General features: G+C 63.0%; 20 protein-coding genes. 6 read left to right on the top strand and 14 right to left on the bottom strand.

The window, feature by feature from the left end; all coding sequences use genetic code 11:
* Window positions 1-83 precede the first annotated feature (83 nt).
* The gene (locus tag HMPREF1136_RS08075; RefSeq protein ID WP_156791870.1) at window positions 84-734 is read left to right on the top strand and encodes a potassium channel family protein; all 651 of its coding nucleotides are present in this window, start codon (window positions 84-86) and stop codon (window positions 732-734) included.
* Between the two features lie 2 nt (window positions 735-736).
* A complete protein-coding gene (locus HMPREF1136_RS08070) occupies window positions 737-1,435 on the top strand; it encodes a potassium channel family protein (protein ID WP_034505466.1) in 699 nt (232 codons plus the stop codon).
* Here the strand turns inward: HMPREF1136_RS08070 and HMPREF1136_RS08065 are convergent.
* Genes HMPREF1136_RS08065 through HMPREF1136_RS08050 form a run of 4 tightly spaced genes read right to left on the bottom strand, consistent with a single transcriptional unit; the run spans window position 1,375 to window position 3,378 of the window.
* Window positions 1,375-2,052: a DUF3159 domain-containing protein gene (locus HMPREF1136_RS08065; RefSeq protein WP_034505464.1), complete on the bottom strand. Its 678-nt coding sequence runs from the start codon at window positions 2,050-2,052 to the stop codon at window positions 1,375-1,377. The two genes, HMPREF1136_RS08070 and HMPREF1136_RS08065, sit on opposite strands and share 61 nt — an antisense overlap.
* Complete coding sequence (locus HMPREF1136_RS08060; RefSeq protein WP_009648891.1) at window positions 2,052-2,432, bottom strand: OB-fold nucleic acid binding domain-containing protein; 381 nt, start codon at window positions 2,430-2,432, stop codon at window positions 2,052-2,054. Before HMPREF1136_RS08060 ends, HMPREF1136_RS08065 begins: the two co-directional genes overlap by 1 nt.
* Window position 2,433: 1 nt before the next feature.
* On the bottom strand, window positions 2,434-3,066 hold the full coding sequence (locus tag HMPREF1136_RS08055) for a DUF3710 domain-containing protein (protein ID WP_009648872.1): 633 nt from the start codon (window positions 3,064-3,066) through the stop codon (window positions 2,434-2,436).
* A gap of 9 nt (window positions 3,067-3,075) precedes the next feature.
* The gene (locus HMPREF1136_RS08050) at window positions 3,076-3,378 is read right to left on the bottom strand and encodes a DUF4193 domain-containing protein (protein ID WP_009648860.1); all 303 of its coding nucleotides are present in this window, start codon (window positions 3,376-3,378) and stop codon (window positions 3,076-3,078) included.
* A gap of 164 nt (window positions 3,379-3,542) precedes the next feature.
* Here HMPREF1136_RS08050 and sepH point away from each other — a divergent pair, with 164 nt between their 5' ends.
* A complete protein-coding gene (sepH, locus tag HMPREF1136_RS08045) occupies window positions 3,543-4,805 on the top strand; it encodes a septation protein SepH (RefSeq protein ID WP_034505461.1) in 1,263 nt (420 codons plus the stop codon).
* Window positions 4,806-4,841: 36 nt separating this feature from the next.
* Here sepH and HMPREF1136_RS08040 read toward each other — a convergent pair whose 3' ends face one another.
* Window positions 4,842-5,990 carry an alkaline phosphatase family protein gene (locus tag HMPREF1136_RS08040; protein WP_034505458.1) on the bottom strand — a complete coding sequence of 383 codons (1,149 nt, stop codon included), beginning with the start codon at window positions 5,988-5,990 and terminating at the stop codon, window positions 4,842-4,844.
* On the bottom strand, window positions 5,983-6,519 hold the full coding sequence (locus tag HMPREF1136_RS08035) for a DUF5998 family protein (RefSeq protein ID WP_034505455.1): 537 nt from the start codon (window positions 6,517-6,519) through the stop codon (window positions 5,983-5,985). The genes HMPREF1136_RS08040 and HMPREF1136_RS08035 overlap by 8 nt, the downstream gene beginning before the upstream one ends.
* Window positions 6,520-6,586: 67 nt before the next feature.
* On the opposite strand from HMPREF1136_RS08035, the gene HMPREF1136_RS08030 reads away from it, so the two are divergent.
* Window positions 6,587-9,061, top strand: a complete 2,475-nt coding sequence (locus HMPREF1136_RS08030; protein ID WP_009648894.1) for a DNA gyrase/topoisomerase IV subunit A — start codon at window positions 6,587-6,589, stop codon at window positions 9,059-9,061.
* Window positions 9,062-9,200: 139 nt separating this feature from the next.
* Here the strand turns inward: HMPREF1136_RS08030 and HMPREF1136_RS08025 are convergent, their stop codons facing one another.
* From HMPREF1136_RS08025 to HMPREF1136_RS08005, 5 genes are all read right to left on the bottom strand, one after another.
* On the bottom strand, window positions 9,201-10,151 hold the full coding sequence (locus tag HMPREF1136_RS08025; protein ID WP_034505452.1) for a PfkB family carbohydrate kinase: 951 nt from the start codon (window positions 10,149-10,151) through the stop codon (window positions 9,201-9,203).
* On the bottom strand, window positions 10,144-11,610 hold the full coding sequence (locus HMPREF1136_RS08020; RefSeq protein WP_009648874.1) for a sugar porter family MFS transporter: 1,467 nt from the start codon (window positions 11,608-11,610) through the stop codon (window positions 10,144-10,146). The genes HMPREF1136_RS08025 and HMPREF1136_RS08020 overlap by 8 nt, the downstream gene beginning before the upstream one ends.
* A 219-nt stretch (window positions 11,611-11,829) precedes the next feature.
* Complete coding sequence (locus HMPREF1136_RS08015) at window positions 11,830-12,852, bottom strand: GNAT family N-acetyltransferase (RefSeq protein ID WP_009648877.1); 1,023 nt, start codon at window positions 12,850-12,852, stop codon at window positions 11,830-11,832.
* Between the two features lie 17 nt (window positions 12,853-12,869).
* On the bottom strand, window positions 12,870-13,808 hold the full coding sequence (locus tag HMPREF1136_RS08010) for a GNAT family N-acetyltransferase (RefSeq protein WP_009648868.1): 939 nt from the start codon (window positions 13,806-13,808) through the stop codon (window positions 12,870-12,872).
* Window positions 13,809-13,994: 186 nt separating this feature from the next.
* Window positions 13,995-16,115 (bottom strand): DNA gyrase/topoisomerase IV subunit B, encoded by a 2,121-nt coding sequence (locus HMPREF1136_RS08005; protein ID WP_009648849.1) that lies wholly within the window; start codon window positions 16,113-16,115, stop codon window positions 13,995-13,997.
* Window positions 16,116-16,372: 257 nt separating this feature from the next.
* Between HMPREF1136_RS08005 and HMPREF1136_RS08000 the strand changes: the two genes are divergently transcribed.
* Both HMPREF1136_RS08000 and HMPREF1136_RS10940 read left to right on the top strand, forming a co-directional pair.
* Entirely contained in the window at window positions 16,373-16,588 is a 216-nt protein-coding gene (locus tag HMPREF1136_RS08000) for a DUF7455 domain-containing protein (RefSeq protein WP_009648862.1), read from the top strand.
* A gap of 880 nt (window positions 16,589-17,468) precedes the next feature.
* Complete coding sequence (locus tag HMPREF1136_RS10940; protein WP_156791867.1) at window positions 17,469-18,368, top strand: hypothetical protein; 900 nt, start codon at window positions 17,469-17,471, stop codon at window positions 18,366-18,368.
* Between the two features lie 30 nt (window positions 18,369-18,398).
* On the opposite strand, the gene HMPREF1136_RS10935 is transcribed toward HMPREF1136_RS10940, so the two are convergent.
* From HMPREF1136_RS10935 to HMPREF1136_RS07985, 3 genes are all read right to left on the bottom strand, one after another.
* The gene (locus HMPREF1136_RS10935; RefSeq protein WP_156791866.1) at window positions 18,399-18,542 is read right to left on the bottom strand and encodes a hypothetical protein; all 144 of its coding nucleotides are present in this window, start codon (window positions 18,540-18,542) and stop codon (window positions 18,399-18,401) included.
* A gap of 748 nt (window positions 18,543-19,290) precedes the next feature.
* A complete protein-coding gene (locus HMPREF1136_RS07990; RefSeq protein WP_009648869.1) occupies window positions 19,291-19,569 on the bottom strand; it encodes a hypothetical protein in 279 nt (92 codons plus the stop codon).
* A 101-nt stretch (window positions 19,570-19,670) separates the two neighbouring features.
* On the bottom strand, window positions 19,671-20,717 hold a 1,047-nt coding region (locus HMPREF1136_RS07985; RefSeq protein ID WP_034505443.1), incomplete at its 5' end, for an AAA family ATPase.

The following is a 20,717-nucleotide window of genomic DNA, read 5'->3' as shown; positions in this document are numbered from 1 at the left end:
ACCCGCGTCTGGGAAAGACACATGAGCACGCGTGGCCATCTGGCGTGCACCGGAGTAGTTTGGTTCTCGTGCACTTTGTGATCATGGGTTGCGGGCGCGTTGGTGCCCGCCTGGCATCAACGCTCGACGCAGTGGGTCATTCCGTGGCCATTATTGACCAGGATTCCAAGGCTTTCGCGCGCCTGTCCCCCGACTTTTCTGGCCGGAGAGTCACGGGCGTAGGCATGGACCGCGACTGCCTGCGTCAAGCGAACATCAAGGACGCGTACGCCTTTGCGGCGGTCTCTTCGGGTGATAACTCGAACATTATCGCCGCGCGCGTCGCACGTGAGGTTTTCCACGTTGAGCACGTGGTGGCCCGCATCTACGATCCCACGCGCGCCTATCTCTACGAGCGCCTGGGCATCCCCACGGTGGCCTCCGTGCAGCGCACCGCCGAATCCGTCCTTCGCCGCATGCTTCCCCCGGATGCCTCACTCATCTGGTCCCACCCAACCGGCGCGGTCGGCCTCGTCAACGTGACCCCCTCCCCCCACTGGTATGGCCTGAGCTTCGCAGTCGTCGAGGAACTCACAGGATGCCGGGTCATCTTCACATCGCGCCTGGGTTCGATCCGCACGGCCGAACCCAGCTTCGTTGTGCAAGAGCACGATCAACTGTATTTCGCGATCAACGGGACGGACACGACGCAGCTGCGTGACCAGCTGGCGAGTCCGCCCAAGACGGAGGAATGAGCATGAAAATCGTCATCGCGGGAGCGGGTTCGGTGGGCCGCAGCGTCGCCCTGGAGCTGCTGGCGCACGGCCACGACATCACACTCATCGACAACATGCCGGAGAAGCTGCGCATCGCGACCGTCGCGGACGCGGACTGGGTGCTTGCGGACGCTTGCTCGCCTGATGCTCTGCGTGACGCCGGCGTGGAGGAGGCGGACGTCGTTGTCGCAGCGACCGGCGACGACAAAGCGAATCTGGTGATTTCGCTGCTATCCAAGACAGAGTTCGCCGTCCCGCGTGTCGTCGCACGCCTGAACAATCCGAATAACGAGTGGCTTTTCGATCAGGCATGGGGTGTCGACGTATCGGTGTCGACGCCGCGTATCATGACCGCTCTGGTCGAGGAGGCTGTCTCCATCGGCATCCCGGTGCGTCTCTTTTCGTTCAATACCGCTGCTGTGTCCATGCACGCACTGATTCTTCCCGAGGATTCGCCCGTGGTCGGCAGGCGCGTGCACTCCCTGGAGTTGCCCCCGCGCTCCGTCCTGGCTGCGCTACTGCGCGATGGGCGTCCGCTCACTCCCAGCGCCGATGACGTATTCGAGGCCTCGGACGAGCTGTTGCTGCTGGTGCCGGATTCGGATGCGTCGGCTCTGGATCAGCTGCGCGAGGCCGTAGCGTCCCCGTCCTCGGAAGAGGAGACGGAGGACGAGGAGTAGTCGCGCAGGCCCCACCAGGTGGCCCAGGCACCGAGCGCGAAGAGCGGCAGACCCAAGGCGAGCTTGGCGATGCCGAGTGCCGCGACCGCGCCTGCGGCCCACAGGGGGGCTTGGACGGCGACGCGCAGGCCAAACAAACCCGCCCACATCCACGTGAGCAGGGCGCAACGGCGGCGGAGGGGGCGCAGGGAGGGGTCACGCTGCCAGCCCGTTGGGAGGCCGGTAAGCATCGCGTAGAAGAAGCCGACCAGGGAACGCCGCGCGAGGACTGACAGGGCGAAGGCCGCGGCCATGGCGAGGTTCGTGACGATCCCCCACGCAAAATAGTTTTCGCCACGCCCGGTCGCGGCGGCCAGAATAACGCCAACCGCGACGCCGAAAAACCCCGAGACGGCCTGTTGAGTGCTCTGACGCTGGATCAGTCGAATAATGCAGGCGATGACTGCGACGGCGGAGGCCGCGACGAGGGTTGGCACGAGGGCGTGGGTTGCGACGTAGACGATGACGAAGATCAGCCCGGGAGCGCTGGTCTCAATGACGCCGCGTGTGCCGCCCAGGGTCTGCGACCACGAGAATTTCTCGGAGGCAGCCTGGCTCATCCAGCGCGGCGCGGGCATCAGCCCTCCCCCGCGATGACATGGTACAGGGGATTGATGATGACCGTGCGCTCGCCAACACGACCGACGGTGCCCTCAACTTCGAGGCGCTGACCGACGCTCAGGCCCGGGATGGATGAGCGGCCCGGCCAGCGCAATTCGAGCGTGTCGGTTCCATCGTAGAGCGTGGCGACGAGAACACGCTGGGTACCCTCCTTCGGCGGGTAGGTCATACTCAGGAGGGTGCCGAACACCAGCGCGTGGCTGCGGTCGGTCACGTCGCGGATGGGTGTGACGCCGCGGGCGGCGCGCGCAGAATCTTCGTCGAGGGCGGCATCCAAGGAACGCGCGTCCTTATCCAGGCCGAGGGCCGCACCGACCCGAGAAATCCACGAGGCCATGTCAGTCCTCCTGGGCGCCTGCGGGCAGGTGAACGGGCAGTAGCTCCAGGCGCGTGCGCGGCTGCTCGTCGCGACGAATGACGATGCGGTCGATGACCTTTTCGATCTCGAGTCCGGACTCAGCGTTGGCGGCGGCGGGGCCGATGATGTCGATGCGCGCGAACCAGCGGTCGCCTTCGCGGCCCAGGATGCGCATGCGCGAGGTCGCGGAGCGGCCATCAGGCATCTTCATCGGCATATCAACGAGCAGCTCGGCACCGTAGCGCGTGCGGATGTCGGCAACCTTGGCACCCTGCTTCTCGAAGCCCGCACGGATTTCATCGCGCAGCTCATCCCAGACTCCGCCGGATCGCGGCGCGGCAGCGACGCTCATCTGGATGCCCGAGTTACCGAGTACTACGAGAATCTGCAGGACGGTGGTGCCGTCGTCGGCGACCTGGGTGCGCAGCTGCATACCCGGACGAGACGGGAGTAGAATGGCACCCATGTCGACGTAGCCTTCGGAGGTATCCACGTCCTTGTAGTTGCGAGGACCGGGCTGACTCCAGATTTCGGCGTCTTCGTCACTGAGGCGAGGCAGCGCCTCAACCTCGTCGAAGTCGTCGTTGTATGTCTTTTTCTTTCGTCCGAACATCCCTCTACCTTACATCGCGCACTCGGTGCACACAGGATTGCCGTTGGCATCCACGTGATCGAGCTGCGACGCATGGTGGACGAGGAAGCACTCCGAGCAGGTGAACTCATCATCCTGGCGCGGAACGACGTGAACGGTCAGCTCTTCCTTGGACAGGTCGGCACCGGGAAGCTCAAAGTTCTCGGCAGCCTCGTTCTCGTCTTCTTCGATCTCGGCTGAACCGGCATCGTTGCGACGGGACTTCAGCTCCTCAATCGAGTCCTCTGAGACCTCGTCTTCGTTCTTACGCGGTGCATCGTAATCGGTTGCCATGGTTCTCCCCTTTCACCCTCGTACAGTTTTATACGAGTGTCTATGCGCAGGGAGGATAACACTTGTGGAACGAATGTGCCATCGTATGTGTGACACGCGCGCCGTTACGCGACATTGTGCGCATAATTTGAGACGATTCCACCGTGACGTATGAGGAGGAAGCGATGATTGAGCTCGAATTGCTCGGGACCAGCTCCGACGGCGAGTCCCTGGTGCTCACCGACGCCCAGGGTGAACGCTATTCGATCTTGATCTCGGACGAGCTCCGCGGCGCTATCCGCCGTGACCGCCCCAAGGTGGATATCACGCCCTCGCGTCCTACTCTTGCTCCCCGCGACATTCAGGCTCTCTTGCGCGCAGGTGCGACCCCGGAGGAGATCGCATCCACACACGGCATGGACGTGAAGGCTGTTGAGCGTTTTGAGGCTCCCGTTCAGGCTGAGAAAGATTACGCGCTGTCTCGGGCCCAAGCGGTGCGCATCGGTGAGGGCGGCCCCACGATGGGCGACCTCGTGCTGGACCGTCTGGCGGCGCGTGGCGTCGAGCCGTCCTCCCTCGATTGGTCCGCGACGCGCGAGGCCGGGGAACCTTGGCAGATCATCGTCACCTTTGTGCAGGGAGCAGCCGAGCACGCGGCCCACTGGCATCTGTCGAACTCGGGCACGCTCGAGGCCATCGACCAGGAGGCCCAGTGGCTGACCGAACAGGTCTCTGCTTCCCCCTCCTCGTCGATTTTCTCTCCCATCCCCCGCCCCGCGCCGGCTCCTGATCCCGACGAAGAGGATCTACGCACCCGCGAGGCCCTGATCGATCAACTGAACGCTGCACGCGGCAAACGCCAGAAGGTCGACGTAGATCTGGGCGACGAGGAGGATGAAGAAGCAGAATACCTGGCCGCTATCGCGGGTGAGGATGCGGAGAACTCCGCCGAGCCTGAGCCGTCGAGCGGCCCGATCTCCGCACGTATCTACTCGTTGGCTTCCGCGCGCACCAAGATTGAGCAGGACGCGGGTACGCCCGCTTCCGGTGCCATCCCCCTGCCCACGCGCCGTCAGGTCACCGGTGCCATCCCCGTCGGTATCCGCTCGACGCGTGACGGTGCCCAGACCTCTTCCCACGCGCTGCCGTGGCTCTCTGACTCCGCCTCTCCTTCCGAAGGGACCGAGGCCGCGGCGAATTCAGAGGAGCAGCGCACTCCCGCGCTGCCCATGAAGGCCGTGACCGCTGGCGGCGAGTCCTCCGGCGCGGACAATGCTCCCACGACGACGGGGGCTGTGTCTGCTCTGACGGGAGGCGCGCTGACCGCAACCGGATCGATACCTGCGCAGGGTCTCTCAGGGAACCGCCTGACACGTAGCGTGTCCTCTAAGAAGGGGCGGCGCTCGGTGCCCAGTTGGGACGAAATCGTCTTTGGCTCGAAGCCGTAAACAGGTCGGCCCCCTGACAACAGGGGGCCGACATTGTTAGGAGAGCGTCACGACGGGGATACGCATCTCAGTCGGCGTCACCGAGCCATGAATGCCCGGCATCGCGATGGCCGCCGCGCTCTGTGTCCGCGAATCGACCACTCCCCCGCACCCGCGCGCAAGAACAAGCAGGTCGCCGATAACCGATGCGCCGCTGCCCTCGCCGATGAGCGCGGGCATCTGGGCGCGCGACAGCACCCAGGCGCTCTCCCCCAGCGTCTCACGCCAGCGTTCCTCAACCTCGTCGGCGCGTCCCTCCTCGGCGTGCACATGGGCCGCTCGCGTCTCGCCCGCGACGATTCGCACACCCTCACGCAGGGCGGGCGTGGAGGCCACGTCGATAATGCGGTCTGGTTCCACGTTGATCATGCCGTGATCGGCCGTCAGAACGACGCGTACGCCGCTCGGCAGGCCCCGCATGAGCATTGCCAGGCCCGCATCAAATTGCTCGACCTGTCCGATCCACGCATCGGAGGCCACGCCGTGAGCATGACCCGAATGGTCGATCTCGGACCAGTACAGGTAGACGACAGGCGTGCCCGCGCGCAGCTCGCGCAGGGCCGCGCTCACGCGCTGCTCAAGGGTATCGGCGGGCACGTGGCGCGCACCGCGCAGTGCTGCGCCCGTCAGGCCGGACCCGGCGAAGCGCGCGGGCGATACGACCGCTGAGGACACGCCCTCCTCGGCAAGACGCTCAAAATAGGTGGGGACCGGCTGCCACTGCGTGGGCGCGGGACCGCCCTCCATAGCGAGCAGGTTCATGACGCCGCCCCCGTAGGCGACGGAGAAGCCCACCATGTTGGTCGACCCCGGGCGCGCGCCCGTGCCAAACGCGGTGATCGCAGCCGACGTCGTCGAGGGCACAATCGTGTGGATCGAGCGGATGTCGGCCCGCATACGACGAAGCGTCGGCGTGTGCCCCAAGTGCTCTTGCATGAGTTCATAGCCAAAGCCGTCGACGAGGATGAGGAGCACCTGGTCAGCCCCGGCCTCGATCCCGAGCGCGCTGGCGGCCTCGGACGACGCGCCGGGCAGAGCCGGGTCGATGGCGGCGAGCGCGCCGGGGATGATGTCCGTGATCGACGGATCGGTGGTGCCCGGCAGGTCAGCGCCGGGCATGTCCAGTGTCATAACGCGTTCACTCACTGCGGGTCCCCATCAGCCCAGCCAGGCAATCAACGAACTCGACGGCCTCGTCCAAGGCATCCTGCCCGTCGGCAGCCGCCGACACGCGGAAGGTCATATCGTCCGGATATGAAGTACCCGTGTAGCCGTGGTCGGCCATGCAATTCGGGTCGTCGCAGCGGGCGGGTTCGACGTCAAGTCGGCGCGCCCCCTTCAAGTCCAGCGCGATGGTCATCTCGGACAGGCCGACGGCGTTCTCGGGGTCAGTGAAAACCTCCATCGTGGAATATCCGGCGATGTCGGTCACGCGGTGCACGGCCGTCGCGATGGTCGCGGATCCGCCGTCCATCTCGTCGACGTGCAGCTGGACGATTGCCCGCTCGGTCAAGGAAGCGACGGTGAGGTGACGGAACACGGAACCCCGGTCGAAGCCTGTGTCCACCTGACACAGCGTCGCGAGCGGTTCTCCTGTTCCCAGCGCTCGGCGTAGCGCACGCTCCACTGCGCGCGGGTAAAAGCCGCTTCGTTCTATGCGGGTCCAAGTATTCATCCCACAATTGTGCCCCTAACCTGCGTCCCAGTCGAAATGAGAGCGTTCCCGCGTCATAATTGCGCCTATGGCAAAAAAGGACCAGGTCGTCGACATTCCCGAAAAAGACGAAAATATCTCCGAGATCGACGTGTCCGATGAGATGCGTGGGTCCTTCCTGGAGTACGCGGTCTCCGTCATCTACGCCCGAGCGCTGCCCGACGCGCGCGACGGCCTCAAGCCCGTACAGCGCCGCATCATGTTCCAGATGGATCAGATGGGGCTGCGTCCCGACAAGGGGCACGTGAAGTCTCAGCGCGTCGTCGGCGAGGTCATGGGCAAGCTGCACCCGCACGGCGATTCCGCGATTTACGAGGCCTTGGTGCGTCTGGCTCAGCCGTTCAATTTGCGGGTTCCCCTGGTGGATGGACACGGTAACTTCGGGTCGCTGGATGACGGTCCGGCCGCAGCGCGTTACACCGAGGCGCGCATGGCACCCGCCGCGCTGGACCTGGTGACGGGCCTGGACGAGGACACGGTCGATTTCGTCCCCAACTACGACAACCAGTTCATGCAGCCCGACGTCCTGCCGGCCGCATTCCCGCAGCTCCTGGTCAACGGTGCCTCGGGCATCGCCGTGGGTATGGCGACGAATATCGCCCCGCACAATCTTTCCGAGACGATCACTGGTGCCATTCATCTGTTGGACAACCCGTCGGCGTCCGTCACCGACCTCATGCGCTACATTCCCGGCCCCGACCTGCCTGAGGGCGGCGTCATCGTCGGACTCGAAGGCATCAAAGAGGCCTACGAGACTGGCCGCGGCGCGTTCAAGACCCGTGCGAAGGTCCAGATCGAGCGTGTGACGGCCCGCAAGATGGGCATCGTCGTCACCCAACTGCCCTACATGGTGGGACCCGAGAAGGTCATCGAAAAGATCAAGGAAAACGCGAACGCGGGCCGTCTCAAGGGCATTTCGTCGGTCCAGAACTTCACTGACCGCGTCCACGGCCTGCGCCTGGTCATCGAGGTGAAGAACGGCTTCGTTCCCGAGGCCGTGCTCCAGCAGCTCTACCAGCGCACGCCGCTGGAGGATTCCTTCTCGATCAACGCGGTGGCGCTCGTGGATGGCCAGCCGCGCACGCTGGGCCTCAAAGAGATGCTGCAGGTCTTCCTGGATCATCGCCTGGACGTCACCACGCGCCGCAGTCGCTTCCGCCTGACAAAGTGTGAGGATCGCCTGCACCTGGTCGAGGGCTTGCTCATCGCGATCCTAGACATCGATGACGTCATCGCGATCATTCGGTCTTCCGATGACGCGGAGAGCGCGCGTGAGCGCCTCATGACGGCCTTTGACCTGTCCGAGGCCCAGGCGAACTACATTCTGGAACTGCGCCTGCGTCGCCTCACGAAGTTCTCCCGCATCGAGCTGGAGACTGAGCGCGACGAGCTGATGGCGACAATCGCTTCCCTGCGCGAGATCCTGGAGAATCCGAAGCTGTTGCGCAAGCTCGTGAAGAAGGAGCTGCGCGAGGTCTCGAAGCGTCTGGGCACGCCGCGTCGCACGCTGCTCATGGCCTCGACGGGCACGCCAGTGGGGGCTACGGTGGCTGCGGAGGATGCCGCCCTGGCAGCCTTGCCGTCGGTGTCGCGTTCGGGTGAGGGCCTGGAGCTGCAGATCCCGGACGACCCGTGCGTGGTCGTTTTGTCCTCCTCGGGCGCGCTTGCTCGCGTCGAGGGCGGAGAGCCGCTCGAGCCGGGTCCGCGCGCAGCCTCGGACGGCTGGCGGGTGCAGCTGGCTTCGACGGTGCGCTCGCAGGTGGCCGTGGTGACCCAGGATGGCATCGCGCACCGCATCGAGGTCGTGGACCTGCCGGCGCTCCCCCGCTTCGAGACGGGTCTGTCGTTGGCCGGGGCTATGCCGTCCTCGATGCTCCTGCACACGGATGTGCCCGCCGTGGGTCTCCTAAACCCTGAGAGCGAAGCCATCGTCGCGATGGGCACGGCCCACGGCACGGTCAAGCGGCTGCGCCCGGACGTGCTCCAGCGCGACGAGTGGGAGGTCATCACCCTGGAGGACGGCGACCACCTCGTGGGCTTCGATCAGTGCACGGACGACGCTGACCTGGTGTTTATCTCCTCGGATGCACAGCTGCTGCGCACGCCCGCGGCGAAAGTTCGCCCGCAGGGTCGCACGGCCGGTGGCATGGCGGGCATGAAGCTCAACCCCGGTGCCGTGGCCCTGGGCTTCTGGGTGATCGAGGCTCCCATCGATGCTGTCGTCGTGACGGTGGCCGCGGCGCTGGGCGCGCTGCCGGGCACGGGCCAGACGACGGTGAAGGTCACGCCTTTCGAGTGTTACCCGTCGAAGGGCCGCGGCGGACAGGGCGTGCGCTGTCAGCGTTTCCTGCGCGGCGAGGATCGCCTCGACATCGCGTGGGTCGGCACGAGGCCTGGGCGGGCTGCTGCCTCCGACGGCACCCCCGTGGAGCTGCCCGCCGAGGACGAGCGCCGAGACGGCTCGGGCGTGCCGATCACCTTCGCGATTGCGGCGATTGGCTGACGCTCTCCTGTTGTTACGACGGTGGGGTGGCCGGGAAAAATCCCGGCCACCCCACCGCTTTGTCAGGGTCACGCTGATATGGGTGTGGGTCCGGCCAATCGGCCGGGCCCACACCCATCAGTCGAGGATTGCTCCCCTGTCAGCCTCGCAGCGTCTTGTCTGCTGCCAGGATCTCGTTGACCTCCTCGCGCGTGGGCGAGTAAGCGCCCTGGTAGAGGATCGTGATACCCGAGGTGATGATGCCGCGGTGAATGGCGGGCAGGATCTGGTCCCACGACGCCTCGCGCAGGCGCTGCTTCGCCTCAGCCGAACCCAAAAGGTCCGCGTCGACCAGGCCGGAGATCAGGCCTGCCATAAGCGAGTCGCCCGCGCCCACCGTGTCCACGAGCTCGACATCGAGAGGATCGACGACCAGCATATCGCGCTCGGCGGCAGTCAAAATGTAGACGCCCCACGGGCCGCGCGTGCACAGGATCAGGGAGGGACCGGACTGCAACCACTCGCGCAGGACGTCCTCGATGGGACGATCCGGGTACAGCCACTTCAGGTCCTCGTCGGACGCCTTCACGACGTCAGCGAGGGCGACGATCGCCTCGACGTGCGGGCGGGCCTCATCCGGCGTCCCCAGCAGAGCGGGACGGATGTTCGGATCGTAGGAGACAGTGCCACGAATAGCCTGGCGCTTAACGGCAGCCAGGACCTTGTCGGCACCAGGTTCGACGACGACCACGTAGGAGCCGGTATGCACGTGTCCAACGCTTTCGGGATCCTCAACGGCGGGCACGTCCCACGAGAGATCAAACTCGTAGGTGGCATGGCCCTTCTCGTCGACTGCCGCATGGGCAACCGTGGTGAATTCGGCTCCGTCAGAGCCGGGAGTGAGGGTCACTCCCGCGGCCTCGGCGTGCTCGCGGACCTTGTCGCCGCGTGCATCGCGCGCGAACCAGGTCGCCAGCTCGGATTCGTGACCCAGCCGGGTCAGACCGGCTGCGACGTTGAGCATCGATCCCCCGACGACCTCGACGGGTTCACTGTTTGGGCGGGTGATCTCATCGATGAGAGCTTCCCCGATGTTCACGATTCTAGTCATTCGTCAACCCCAGCTTCTCTTCCATTTCTTCGAGCGGGATGCCCTTGGTTTCGGGCATAACCTTCAGGACCCAGAATAGCTGACCGACCATCGCGAGGAAGAAGATTCCAAAAGCGTAGCCACCACCGAGCTTATCGGTGAGCACAGGGAAGGCATAGGTGGTAATGAAGGCGAACACCCAGTGCGTGAGCGAACCCAGCGACTGGCCGCGCGCACGTACGCGGTTGGGGAAGATCTCCGAGATGAACACCCAGATGACCGAACCCTGACCGAAGGCGTGCGAGGCGATGAAGCCGAGGAGACCCAGGAGGATGAGCCACACGGGAGCAGCGCTGCCCTCCTCGAACCAGCCGCCCTCGTAGGCGAACATCATGCCGGCGAGGAAGCCCAGGGAGACCAGGTAGCCGATCGAGCCGACGATCATGAGCTGGCGGCGACCGATCTTGTCGATGACGGTCAGGGCAGCCATGGTCGCGATGAGGTTCATGAGGCCGACGATGACGGAGCCGATGTAGGGGAAGGCGTCGCCCAGGACGGCGGCACCGCCTGCGAGCTTCATGACCTTCGGCGCGTAGTAGAGGATCGCGTTGATACCGGAGAGCTGGTTGAACATCGCGATGCAGAACGCCATGAGAATGACCTTGCGGTAGCGGCGCGTGAAGAAGGCGACCTTACCACCCGCGGCGTCTTCGGCGATCTGCGCCTTGATCTCGTCGATCTGCTCGTGGCTCTCTGCCTGGGTGGCGGTGAGGCGCTCGGAGATCTTGACAGCGCGTTCTTCCTGTCCATGAGCCAGGAGCCAGCGCGGAGTCTCGGGCACAGTAGCCAGGAAGACAAGGAAGAAGACGGCGGGGACGGCCATGACGCCGAGCATCCAGCGCCACGCGGTCTCCTCGTGGGCGATCTCGCGGATCACCGCGTTGGAGGCGTAGGCCAGGAGGATACCGAAGACGATGTTGAACTGGACCAGGCCGACCAGGCGACCACGCACGCGAGCGGGCGCAATCTCAGCGGTGTAGATGGGCGCGACCACGGAAGACAGGCCCACGCCAACGCCGCCGAGGAAGCGGAACACCATGAAGAAGGTGATCGGGAAGGAGGACGAGGCCGACACAGTTCCATCCGCACCTGTGACCAGTGCGGGCAGAGGGGCCAGCGCGGTTGCCAGAGCACCAACGCCGAAGAGGACACCGATCCAGAACAGGATCGGCTTACGACCGAAGCGGTCGGCGAGGTTACCGGCGACGATGGCACCGCAGATCGTACCAATGGTTGCGATGGCGACGATCATGCCCTCACCCAAGGAGGACAGAGCGTACAGCTCGGTAAGTTTTTCTTCCGCACCGGAAATGACCGCCGTGTCAAAGCCGAAGAGCAGGCCGCCGAGAGAGGCAACGATGGCGCTTCGAATGACCAGAGGCGGAATGGATGTGTTTTGTGCTGACGACTTCGTAGTCATGCTGGCTCCGCACTGTGGAGATGGGGCGCGCGTGGCACCGAGGACGCTCACGGTCCTCCGCTGCGAGCCTAAAAAATTAATTGGTCAGACAATTAGGACTAAGGGAGCGATTCCCGCGAAAGTGCTCACAGAAACTCACTCCTCACAAGAAGCTTGCAAACGTGAAACACAACACACAATCGTCCTAGTTTGACACTGTTCCAGAATATGGGACGATTGTCACACTTCGATCGCATACAGCCGGGTCTGCCCGACCGTGCGAAAGCCCAGAGAGTCATAGACCGCCAGCGCGCCCGTGTGGTTGGCAGAACCGACGCCGGTGCCCGAGCGATCCATGCCGTCGCGCTCCTGCGCCCACATCGAGGCCAGGATCAGCGCGTCTGCAACGTGTGTCTCGCGCCACGCCGACAACACGCCCAACTGGTCGATGTAGCCCTCGCGCCACCCCAGCGCCGCCCAGTCTTGCTCGTAGCGCGAGGCCAGCAGGAAGCCCGCGACGCGCGGACGATCACCCGTGCGATCCACGGCAACAAAAGACCATTCGGGTGCAAAAGCGGTGCGCCCCTGCATCCACTGCTCCTGCGTGAGCGGGGGACGCCCCCACTCCGACTCGTTCAAACGGTTCGCAGCACGCAAGGCTGGTTCTTCCCACTGGGGATCCCAGGCCTCGATACTCATGTACGACCCAAGGTCCGGCATCGGAGCCAGGTCCTCCAGCGTCGCGCGCAACTCGTAGTAGGTGCGCGCCCAGCGGAAACCATGCACCTTCAGCTGCGCCTCAAGATCATCCTGCCCCGCCTCAACGTGACAGGTAATCTGCGCAGGACCGTCGCCCTCAACACCGGCGAGCATCTGGCGCGCCGTCCCCTCCTGCCAATCGACAATCGCATTACCGAGGCCGATACGCCGAAAGTCTGGATCCACTCCCCCGACGCACACACACTCCACGCGCCCAGGGAATCGCAGGACCACCTGCGCGAAGGCAACGAGGCGACCCGCGGCGATACCCCTGCGCGCAACCCCGACGAGGCCTCGCCAATGAGAGGCCGACGAGAGCATCTCCTTTACCTCGTCCGGGCTGGTGCGGTACGGCGGATTATCGCGAGCCTCCATGCGCGCAAAAAGCGCCGACAAGCCGACATGATGAGAAGCCGTCAGCGGCTCCCACTCGATGCCGTGATGCTCGCCCGGGAAGGGAACGAACTCAGGGGCACCGGCTCTCTGCGCGAGAGGAATGCTCATGCTCGACTCCTAGCGGACTACTGATCGATCGTGTAGTAAACCTCGGCGGCTTCGTCAACGAAACCAAGATGCTCATAAATACTATGCGCCCGATCAGGACTCGACATATCCACATCGAGCCCAATGCGTGACGCACCCGACGCTGATGCGGCTGCGACAGCGTTGCCCACGAGGGCACTAGCCACCGAACGACCGCGGTGTGCCTCGGCGACGCCGAGCAGATAGATATAGGCCTCCGGCCGACCGGTGGCAACCCAGCGCTGCGCAGGACGACCCGTCATCGCATAGCCGACGACCTCGCCCTCGCTGTCCACAGCCACGAACGACCAGCGCGGATCGAAGTGATTCATCGCGTCATCCCACCACAGGGCACGCAGCGGAGAACGGAACGCCTGCTGGAAAGCCTCCATGTGGATCGCGCGGATCTGTTCCTGCGGAACCTGGCTCCACGGTACGATGCGGTAGCCGTGGCGCGCCTGAGGGGCTACTTCGCCGCCCGCCAGATCGCGATACATGACACGGTAGATGCGCTTGGCAAAGAAGCCTGCCGCAATGTAGAGGCGGCGGCGATCCGTCATGTGCGCATCCACCAGGTTCGAGATTGACACAGGGACGTCCGATTCGGCACCGAAAGTCTCGACCAGCATCTGGCGAGCACGCCCGTCCTGCCAGTACAGAAGGGCTCGACCCACGCCGCGGCCTCGCCAATGCGGATGGATATAGGCGCTCACGATGGCAGTCGCCGCCTCATGGATGCCGCGCAGCACACGCACCGATGCGACCGCGCAAATATTCCGATTCGCATCAAGGCCGACAATCGTATCCACCCAATCGCGGCCGTTCTCCCCCTCCATCATGTCCGCGATGTCTTCCACGGAGGTGCGCCGAATAGCGTTATCGTCGTCTTCGATCAGGGAGATCAGCGCGTACACGGCGGGTGCGTCACGGCCAATCATGGGCCGCCAGCGCAACCCGAGGTGACTGCCCGGGTACGGGACGGACACGGGCGGCGTGAGTCGCTGCGCAAGTCCTGTCATGCGTAACATCCTAGCGGGTAATCGGGCCTTAAGTCACACTGACCTCGGATATTTGTGTGTTCATGATGAACGCTTTTTCAGAAAGTTGACAGCTTGTGCCCGAAATTACGCGTCAATCCGCATGCGATCAAGGCCGGCCGATTCAGTGACAATGAATTCTCTGCGCGGGCCAACGGTCGAACCCATGAGCAGCTCAAACACGTCCTCCGCCTGGCGCAGGGCTTCTTCGTCGGCCAGGGTGATTCGACGCAGCGACCGGTGGGCACGATCCATCGTGGTCTCCGCCAGCTGATCGGCGTCCATTTCACCTAGGCCCTTGTAGCGCTGAATCGGCTCCTTCCACGTACGGCCCGAGCGGCGCAGCGCGGCGAGCTTGCGGTGCAGCTCATCCTCGGAGTAGGTGTAGATGAATTCACGCTTCCTGCGTCCCTTGCCCGCGACCTCAATGCGGTGCAGGGGTGGGACGGCCGCGTAGATGCGCCCGGCCTCGACCATGGGTCGCATGTAGCGGAAGAACAGGGTCAGCAGCAGGGTGCGGATGTGTGCGCCGTCGACGTCGGCATCGGTCATGAGGATGACTTTGCCGTATCTTGCCTGCGGCAGGTCGAAAGTACGGCCTGAACCCGCGCCGATCACCTGGATGATATTGGCGCACTCGGCGTTAGCCAGCATGTCCGCGGTCGAGGCCTTCTGCACGTTGAGGATCTTGCCTCGAATCGGGAAGAGGGCCTGGTACTGAGAGTTGCGCGCGGCCTTGGCCGTGCCCAGGGCGGAGTCGCCCTCGACGATGAACAGCTCTGTCTCAGCCACATCCTCGAGGCGACAGTCCGCGAGCTTGGCGGGCAGCGAGGAGGTTTCCAGCGCGTTCTTCTTGCGCGAGATCTCCTTGTGGATGCGCGCAGACACGCGGGCCTTCATCTCGCCGACGACCTTCTCCATGAGGAGGGACGTCTGCTGCTTGTCGTCGCGCTTGGAGGAGGCGAACTTGTCCTTCAGCCAGTCGGCGACGACACGGCTGACGACGGCTCGGATCTGCGGGGTGCCCAACGTTTCCTTCGTCTGGCCCTCGAATTGAGGCTCGGGGAAGCGCACGGTGATGACGGCTGTCATACCGGCCTGCACGTCGTCCTTTTCGGGGCGCCCGTCCTTTGCACCGACCTTGAGCTTGCGCGCGTTCTTGTCGATGGCGGCGCGCAAGGTTTTGAGGACCGCCTGCTCGAAGCCGGCCACGTGGGTGCCGCCCTTGGGGGTGGCGATGATGTTGACGAAGGACCGGATAGCCGTGTCGTATCCGATGCCCCAGCGCAGCGCGATGTCGACCTCGCAGGTGCGTTCGACCTGGGTGGCGCGCAGGTGGCCGGTCTTTGAGTCGAGGGCCTGCACGGTCTCGTTGTAGGTACCTTCACCCGTGATGTGCCACGTGTCGGTGACGGGGCCATCGGAGGCCAGCCAGTTCGCGAAGTCGACGACGCCTCCGTCGAAGCGGAAGCTCTCACGCACTTCCTCGTCGCCACGCTCGTCGTAGCAGTTAATGGTCAGGCCGGGCACGAGGAACGCGGTCTGGCGGGCGCGCGCCAGCAGATCCTCCCAGGAGAAGGATGCCGTGGCCGGGAAAATCTGGAAATCCGCCCAGAATCGCACGCGCGTACCGGTCTGCGACTTCTTCACCTTACCGACGGTCTTCAGGATGGAACCATCCGTGAAGGGCGCGAAAGGCGAGTTGGGGGTGCGCTGCTTCGAGTCGTCGAACTCGCCGGGCTCGCCGCGGCGGAAGCACATCTCGTGGGTCTTGCCGCCGCGGTCGACCTGCACGTCGAGACGCGCCGAGAGAGCGTTGACGACGGAGGCGCCGACGCCGTGGAGGCCGCCGGAGGCCGCGTAGGAGCCGCCGCCGAACTTACCGCCGGCGTGGAGCTTGGTGTAGACGACCTCGACGCCGGTCAGGCCTTGGCCGGGCACGATGTCGACGGGGATGCCTCGACCGTTGTCGGCGACGGAGGCGGAGTGGTCGGGGTGGAGGCGCACGTCGATGGTGTCGCAGTATCCTTCCAGAGCCTCATCGACGGCGTTGTCGATGATCTCCCAGAGGCAGTGCATGAGGCCTCGGTGGTCGGTGGAGCCGATGTACATGCCGGGGCGCTTGCGCACCGCCTCGAGGCCCTCGAGGACGGAGAGGTGCCGTGCGTTGTAGTCGGATGCGTCGGTAGGAGTCACGAGGTGAATCATAGGTGGCTACGTGCTCATTTGCGGTCCGCTGGGCGTGTGGCGTGGGTTCTGGGAGGCTTTCCACGCTTGACGAGGCCTGGGCTATTTTGCGCTGATCGGCGCGGTTTAGCCGCTCGTCGCACGCGACATTCTCGCGGGCTTTTTTCTGCGTTATCGTGGCCCGTGAGGCGTTGTGTCGCGGTGTCGACGGTGGTCAGAGATTGCGCCCCCGGTGAACAGGGGTGCGCGGGGGTGACTCAATGGTGTGTGATGGATGCATGAAGGCACAGATTCTTGAACGCCCCGTACTGGACGAGCCGCAGTTGAGCGCGGCGAATCGTTGCGACGCCTGCGGCGCTCGCGCCTGGGTTCGTGCGACCATGCCGTCGGGCGGCCAGCTTTTCTTCTGCGGCCACCACGCGAACGAGCACCTGCCCTCCCTGGTGGGCGCTGGCGCACAGATCCTGGACGAACGCCACTTCATGAACGACTGATATCACTGCTCCCGCAGCGGCGGGACGCACAGCTTCGAGGCGCGGGCAGGGACAGAGGGTCCCTGCCCGCGTTTTCATACTCGAACCGCCGTTGCCATGAGGCAGCGGGCACTGCATTTTGCTGGCAAGGTGACTGTGCGGCATTATGCTGCGGCAAAGGCGCTATACTAGATCGTCACATGTCATCAGTGGAGGAAGCCCCTGCATCATGGGCGCGCGGCCGCCCGAAGATTCATTGCGCTCCGGTCTTAGGTGGTAGCACCTGGATAGTCGGCATTGCTCGTCAGCTTCGGGTTGGCCGCTGGCTGCTCGGGCGGTGACCGCGCGCAGCGTCTGGCAGCCAGACACCTCTATTGGCTGTGTTAACCCACTAGTGCGCAGCTAGACCCACCTAGCGGCAGCTGGCCTGTGCCACCTACACTCCACCGAACACCCTCACTCTTTTAGATAGGAAACGCAGTTCTGGATAGCTTATTAACCTATCCAGAAGCCCGCGTCCTATCCAGATCAAAGGTCAGCATTCCCGGCACCAATCTCACTCCACAACGAACGACATCACACAGCCTGGACATAAACCGCCTGACCAGACCATCAAGAATGTACTGACAAGCCCATCCCCTAACCAAATCTCCCTACCTCAACCCCTTCGCCTACAAATTCGACAACTACCCCAGCACCACCTTCGACTACCACCCCCCGAAGCATTCAACAAGCTCATTGCTATCACCCAGCGACGCCGCCACCCCTAGCCTCCTCGACATAGCTTGTTTACTAAACAGCATGCACCTCTTTCAAGTTGTACACTGACTACAATAATTCAAACATAAACAACCTCAATAACATCGGTCAATTTAGATCAGATCACACACCAGGAGAATACATGAAGGACAATATCCTTGCAATAAGCTCAATATTGGCTTTGATTATCAGCGCCACAACAGCCATCACAAATATCTCAATACGCGGAGAAGATAACTTCACCAAAACCTTGGACCTACTGAACGCGCATGCAGAATACAGAGACGACGATAGGGCCATTAGCAGGTTCGCCAACGACATAGTTTTAAGAAAAATTATTAGGAGACAAGTAGCTCGAGCATATAAGCCATTTAGCATTCTGACTTTCATATGGTTTATGATCAAATTCATACTCCTATACTCATTATCAATAATTCTTACACTGCTAGCAATCTCCCCTCCAGGCATAACTGACTTAGAAATACACCCGTGGGCACGAGCCATAATTGGGACACTCTCGCTTGCGACAATGATATGGTTGGCACACGTAATCATGCACGCTTCCTCCAGCGAATCAGTGATTATTGGCGATAACCTCGAACACATGATCTACGTACACTACCTAACGGAACTTGGTTTCAAACAAAACCCTCCTAGTCACAAGTTCAAGGGAACAAAATCTAAGTTTTCCTGGATTAAAGTCCCGATCCACTGGGTTAAAATCAAATCACAATTCTTTTCGATCCACGAAGTATCCCGACACTATACACAATATATCAAAACTGAAACGCAGCTTAAGACCCTACGCAATCTCAACCCATATCCTGCCGGTTCTCCCCGCCACCGCTCATGGTTGAAAGAGCACTCATGGATGAAAGATAGGATCGCCCAGACGGAAGAAGAGCTAAGAGAACTAAGACAAATACTCACCAAAAAATGGCCAAACGAATTTGATGCCCTTAAAGACTGGACAAAGTATACAAGGTCACTTGAACAAGAATCTATCGATGCCATAAGTCGCTCTTCACAAAGGCGGGTGTAGTTAGGGATTACCGCCGGTTTCGAAGAGTACTCAGGTGATGTCGCGGGTGAGGTTTCGCAAGGCACCGACACGACATTTGAGTATGCTCCCCAGCGTGAGGAGTTCAGTCAGGTAGCTCGGTGCACGCGTGGAGGCCAATGCGTTGATTTCAAATTGCATCAGGGTCTTGCCCACGCGCGTGTCGTTCTCAGCACCTATCGCAGAGGACTACACGCACCACGCTCGCCTTGCCCGCGCGCGCGTGGCAAGCTCGGCGGGCCGGGCCACTACGAGCGGGTGGACCGATCCTTGCCCGCGCGCGCGTGGCAAGCTCGTGGTAGCTGTCAGCCATGTTCTGGTAGACGCTCCAGATGACCTCTAGGGCGACATGCTCATCGCTGGCAAACAGCTCGAGTGGCTGCTGTTGCTGACGCTACGTGAGCGGGCATGACCTGGTATCTAGCGTCCTGCGTACCTTGTACGGGAGATCCCCGGCCCACACACCGATAGTGATGTTTTGTTGGATACATCTGCGGCACTCATCGACAGCAATCCCGTCGAGTCGCACAACGCATCAGGGGTCCATGCCCGCTCTAGCAATATGTCGTACCTCGGCGGCAGTACTCTTAAAATCGGTGATTCCGTCCATCCCAACGATTTCAATGCACTCACACCAGCATCGGGCTGAGAGGCCGGCCAGGTGTTAGATACCAATTTGTAGCGGATCGAGGTCGTCTTCAAGAGTCGGGAGGGACCACTGCGATTGCAAATGGCCGTAAAGTCCAAGACAACGGTGACGCACTTATCGCCGTAAGGAGTCACACGCCGCACATGCTTATCCACACTGATGACACTGCCGACTTCTAGAGGCCATGCGGATCCTGTAGAACAAGAAGCGTCTGTAACCGCACAGTGGCAGACGCCCTTCCTCGACCTAACGGATTCAGCACATCAAGCCGTCAGAAATGAAACGACACACAAGCTCAGTGCGGGTTTGTCCAAGTTCCCCTGCCGCCTTGTCGAGCTCCCGAACCAAGGATTCGGGCAGGCGCGTGCCGACCGGCATCGTGTCCTCGCCGAAGAGCTGCGGACGCCCCGGCAGAAGCTTCCACACTCCGTCGCACTCGCCCGCTTCGAAGCGCTGAGCATCTGCTTCAAGATCAGCGTCGGTAACGGTGATTCCTCCCGCAAGACGGTAGGTCCCCTCTTGTTTCTTGCTCATTGTCCTCCTCTCTCGGTTCCAAAAATCTCTGTCTTCATTTTCTTCGGTGGCGGTGTCATCGCGAGTAGAAGCAATGGCCTTTTCACGCGAGGACCCCTTCCCTAGTCCGCCAAGCGCTGGGACACCACCCTCGTGATTCCATCACGCATCGTGACGCCGTACAGGGCGTCCGCTATCTCCATGGTTCGCTTCTGGTGCGTGATAACAATGAGCTGCGACGTCTCCTGCAGCTCCTTGAAGATGGTGAGCAGGCGCGTCAGGTTCATGTCGTCCAGGGCGGCCTCGACCTCGTCCATGACGTAGAACGGAGACGGGCGCGCCTTAAAGATCGCGACCAGGAACGCGATCGCGGCCAGGGAACGCTCGCCGCCCGACAGCAGCGACAGGCGCTTCACCTTCTTGCCGGCGGGCCGGGCCTCGATCTCGATGCCGGTCGAGAGCATATCCTCCGGATCGGTGAGCACCAGGTCGCCCTGGCCGCCCGGGAAGAGCACACCGAACACGTGCTCGAACTGTTTGCGCGTCTCCGCGAACGCGGCCGTGAAAGCCTCCTGAACCAGGCGGTCCACGTCCTGGACGATACGCAGCAGATCCGCCTTCGACGCCTTGAGGTCCTGCACCTGATCGACCAGGAACTTGTGCCGCGCCGCCAGCGCCTCGTGCTCTTCGAGCGCCAGCGGATTCACGCGCCCCAGCTTCTCCAGGTCCTTCTGCGCTGTGGCGAGCGCGCGCTCCTGTTCGGCGCGCACGTACGCGCGTGGCTTGGCGGCTTCGGCTTTCTCCACGTCGTCGGGGTCGAGGGGCAGCGCCGGCACCATCACCTCCGGCCCGAACTCGGCGATCAGTTGCTCTGGCTCGAGCGAAAGTTCCTCGAGGGCGCGCCGCCGCAGGTCCTCGACGCGCACCCTCGTCTGTTCGGCCGCGATCTTGCCCTGGTTCGCTGAGTTCATCGCATCCGCCAGCTCCGCGCTCATCCGGTCCAGGGCGCGGCGCGCATCCGAGACCTCTCGAGACACCTGGGAACGTCGAGCGCTCAACCGGTCGCGTTCAGTGGCGGCACGGGACAGGGCACGCTCGGCGGCCTCCAGCGCGATGCGCGCGGCCGCCTCCACGTCCGAGGCCGTGGCCAGTTCCGTCTGTCTCACCGC

The sequence above is a fragment of the Actinomyces sp. ICM47 genome, assembly GCF_000278725.1.
Lineage (GTDB): Bacteria > Actinomycetota > Actinomycetes > Actinomycetales > Actinomycetaceae > Pauljensenia.
This window is presented reverse-complemented; position numbering and strand designations above follow the sequence as displayed.

Coding starts and splice junctions, on each gene's coding strand:
- HMPREF1136_RS08075 (WP_156791870.1), top strand. CDS start 84: ATGGGTTGCGGGCGCGTTGGTGCCCGCCTGGCATCAACGCTCGACGCA.
- HMPREF1136_RS08070 (WP_034505466.1), top strand. CDS start 737: ATGAAAATCGTCATCGCGGGAGCGGGTTCGGTGGGCCGCAGCGTCGCC.
- HMPREF1136_RS08065 (WP_034505464.1), bottom strand. CDS start 2,052: ATGCCCGCGCCGCGCTGGATGAGCCAGGCTGCCTCCGAGAAATTCTCG.
- HMPREF1136_RS08060 (WP_009648891.1), bottom strand. CDS start 2,432: ATGGCCTCGTGGATTTCTCGGGTCGGTGCGGCCCTCGGCCTGGATAAG.
- HMPREF1136_RS08055 (WP_009648872.1), bottom strand. CDS start 3,066: ATGTTCGGACGAAAGAAAAAGACATACAACGACGACTTCGACGAGGTT.
- HMPREF1136_RS08050 (WP_009648860.1), bottom strand. CDS start 3,378: ATGGCAACCGATTACGATGCACCGCGTAAGAACGAAGACGAGGTCTCA.
- sepH (WP_034505461.1), top strand. CDS start 3,543: ATGATTGAGCTCGAATTGCTCGGGACCAGCTCCGACGGCGAGTCCCTG.
- HMPREF1136_RS08035 (WP_034505455.1), bottom strand. CDS start 6,519: ATGAATACTTGGACCCGCATAGAACGAAGCGGCTTTTACCCGCGCGCA.
- HMPREF1136_RS08030 (WP_009648894.1), top strand. CDS start 6,587: ATGGCAAAAAAGGACCAGGTCGTCGACATTCCCGAAAAAGACGAAAAT.
- HMPREF1136_RS08025 (WP_034505452.1), bottom strand. CDS start 10,151: ATGACTAGAATCGTGAACATCGGGGAAGCTCTCATCGATGAGATCACC.
- HMPREF1136_RS08020 (WP_009648874.1), bottom strand. CDS start 11,610: ATGACTACGAAGTCGTCAGCACAAAACACATCCATTCCGCCTCTGGTC.
- HMPREF1136_RS08015 (WP_009648877.1), bottom strand. CDS start 12,852: ATGAGCATTCCTCTCGCGCAGAGAGCCGGTGCCCCTGAGTTCGTTCCC.
- HMPREF1136_RS08010 (WP_009648868.1), bottom strand. CDS start 13,808: ATGATTGGCCGTGACGCACCCGCCGTGTACGCGCTGATCTCCCTGATC.
- HMPREF1136_RS08005 (WP_009648849.1), bottom strand. CDS start 16,115: ATGATTCACCTCGTGACTCCTACCGACGCATCCGACTACAACGCACGG.
- HMPREF1136_RS08000 (WP_009648862.1), top strand. CDS start 16,373: ATGAAGGCACAGATTCTTGAACGCCCCGTACTGGACGAGCCGCAGTTG.
- HMPREF1136_RS10940 (WP_156791867.1), top strand. CDS start 17,469: ATGAAGGACAATATCCTTGCAATAAGCTCAATATTGGCTTTGATTATC.
- HMPREF1136_RS07990 (WP_009648869.1), bottom strand. CDS start 19,569: ATGAGCAAGAAACAAGAGGGGACCTACCGTCTTGCGGGAGGAATCACC.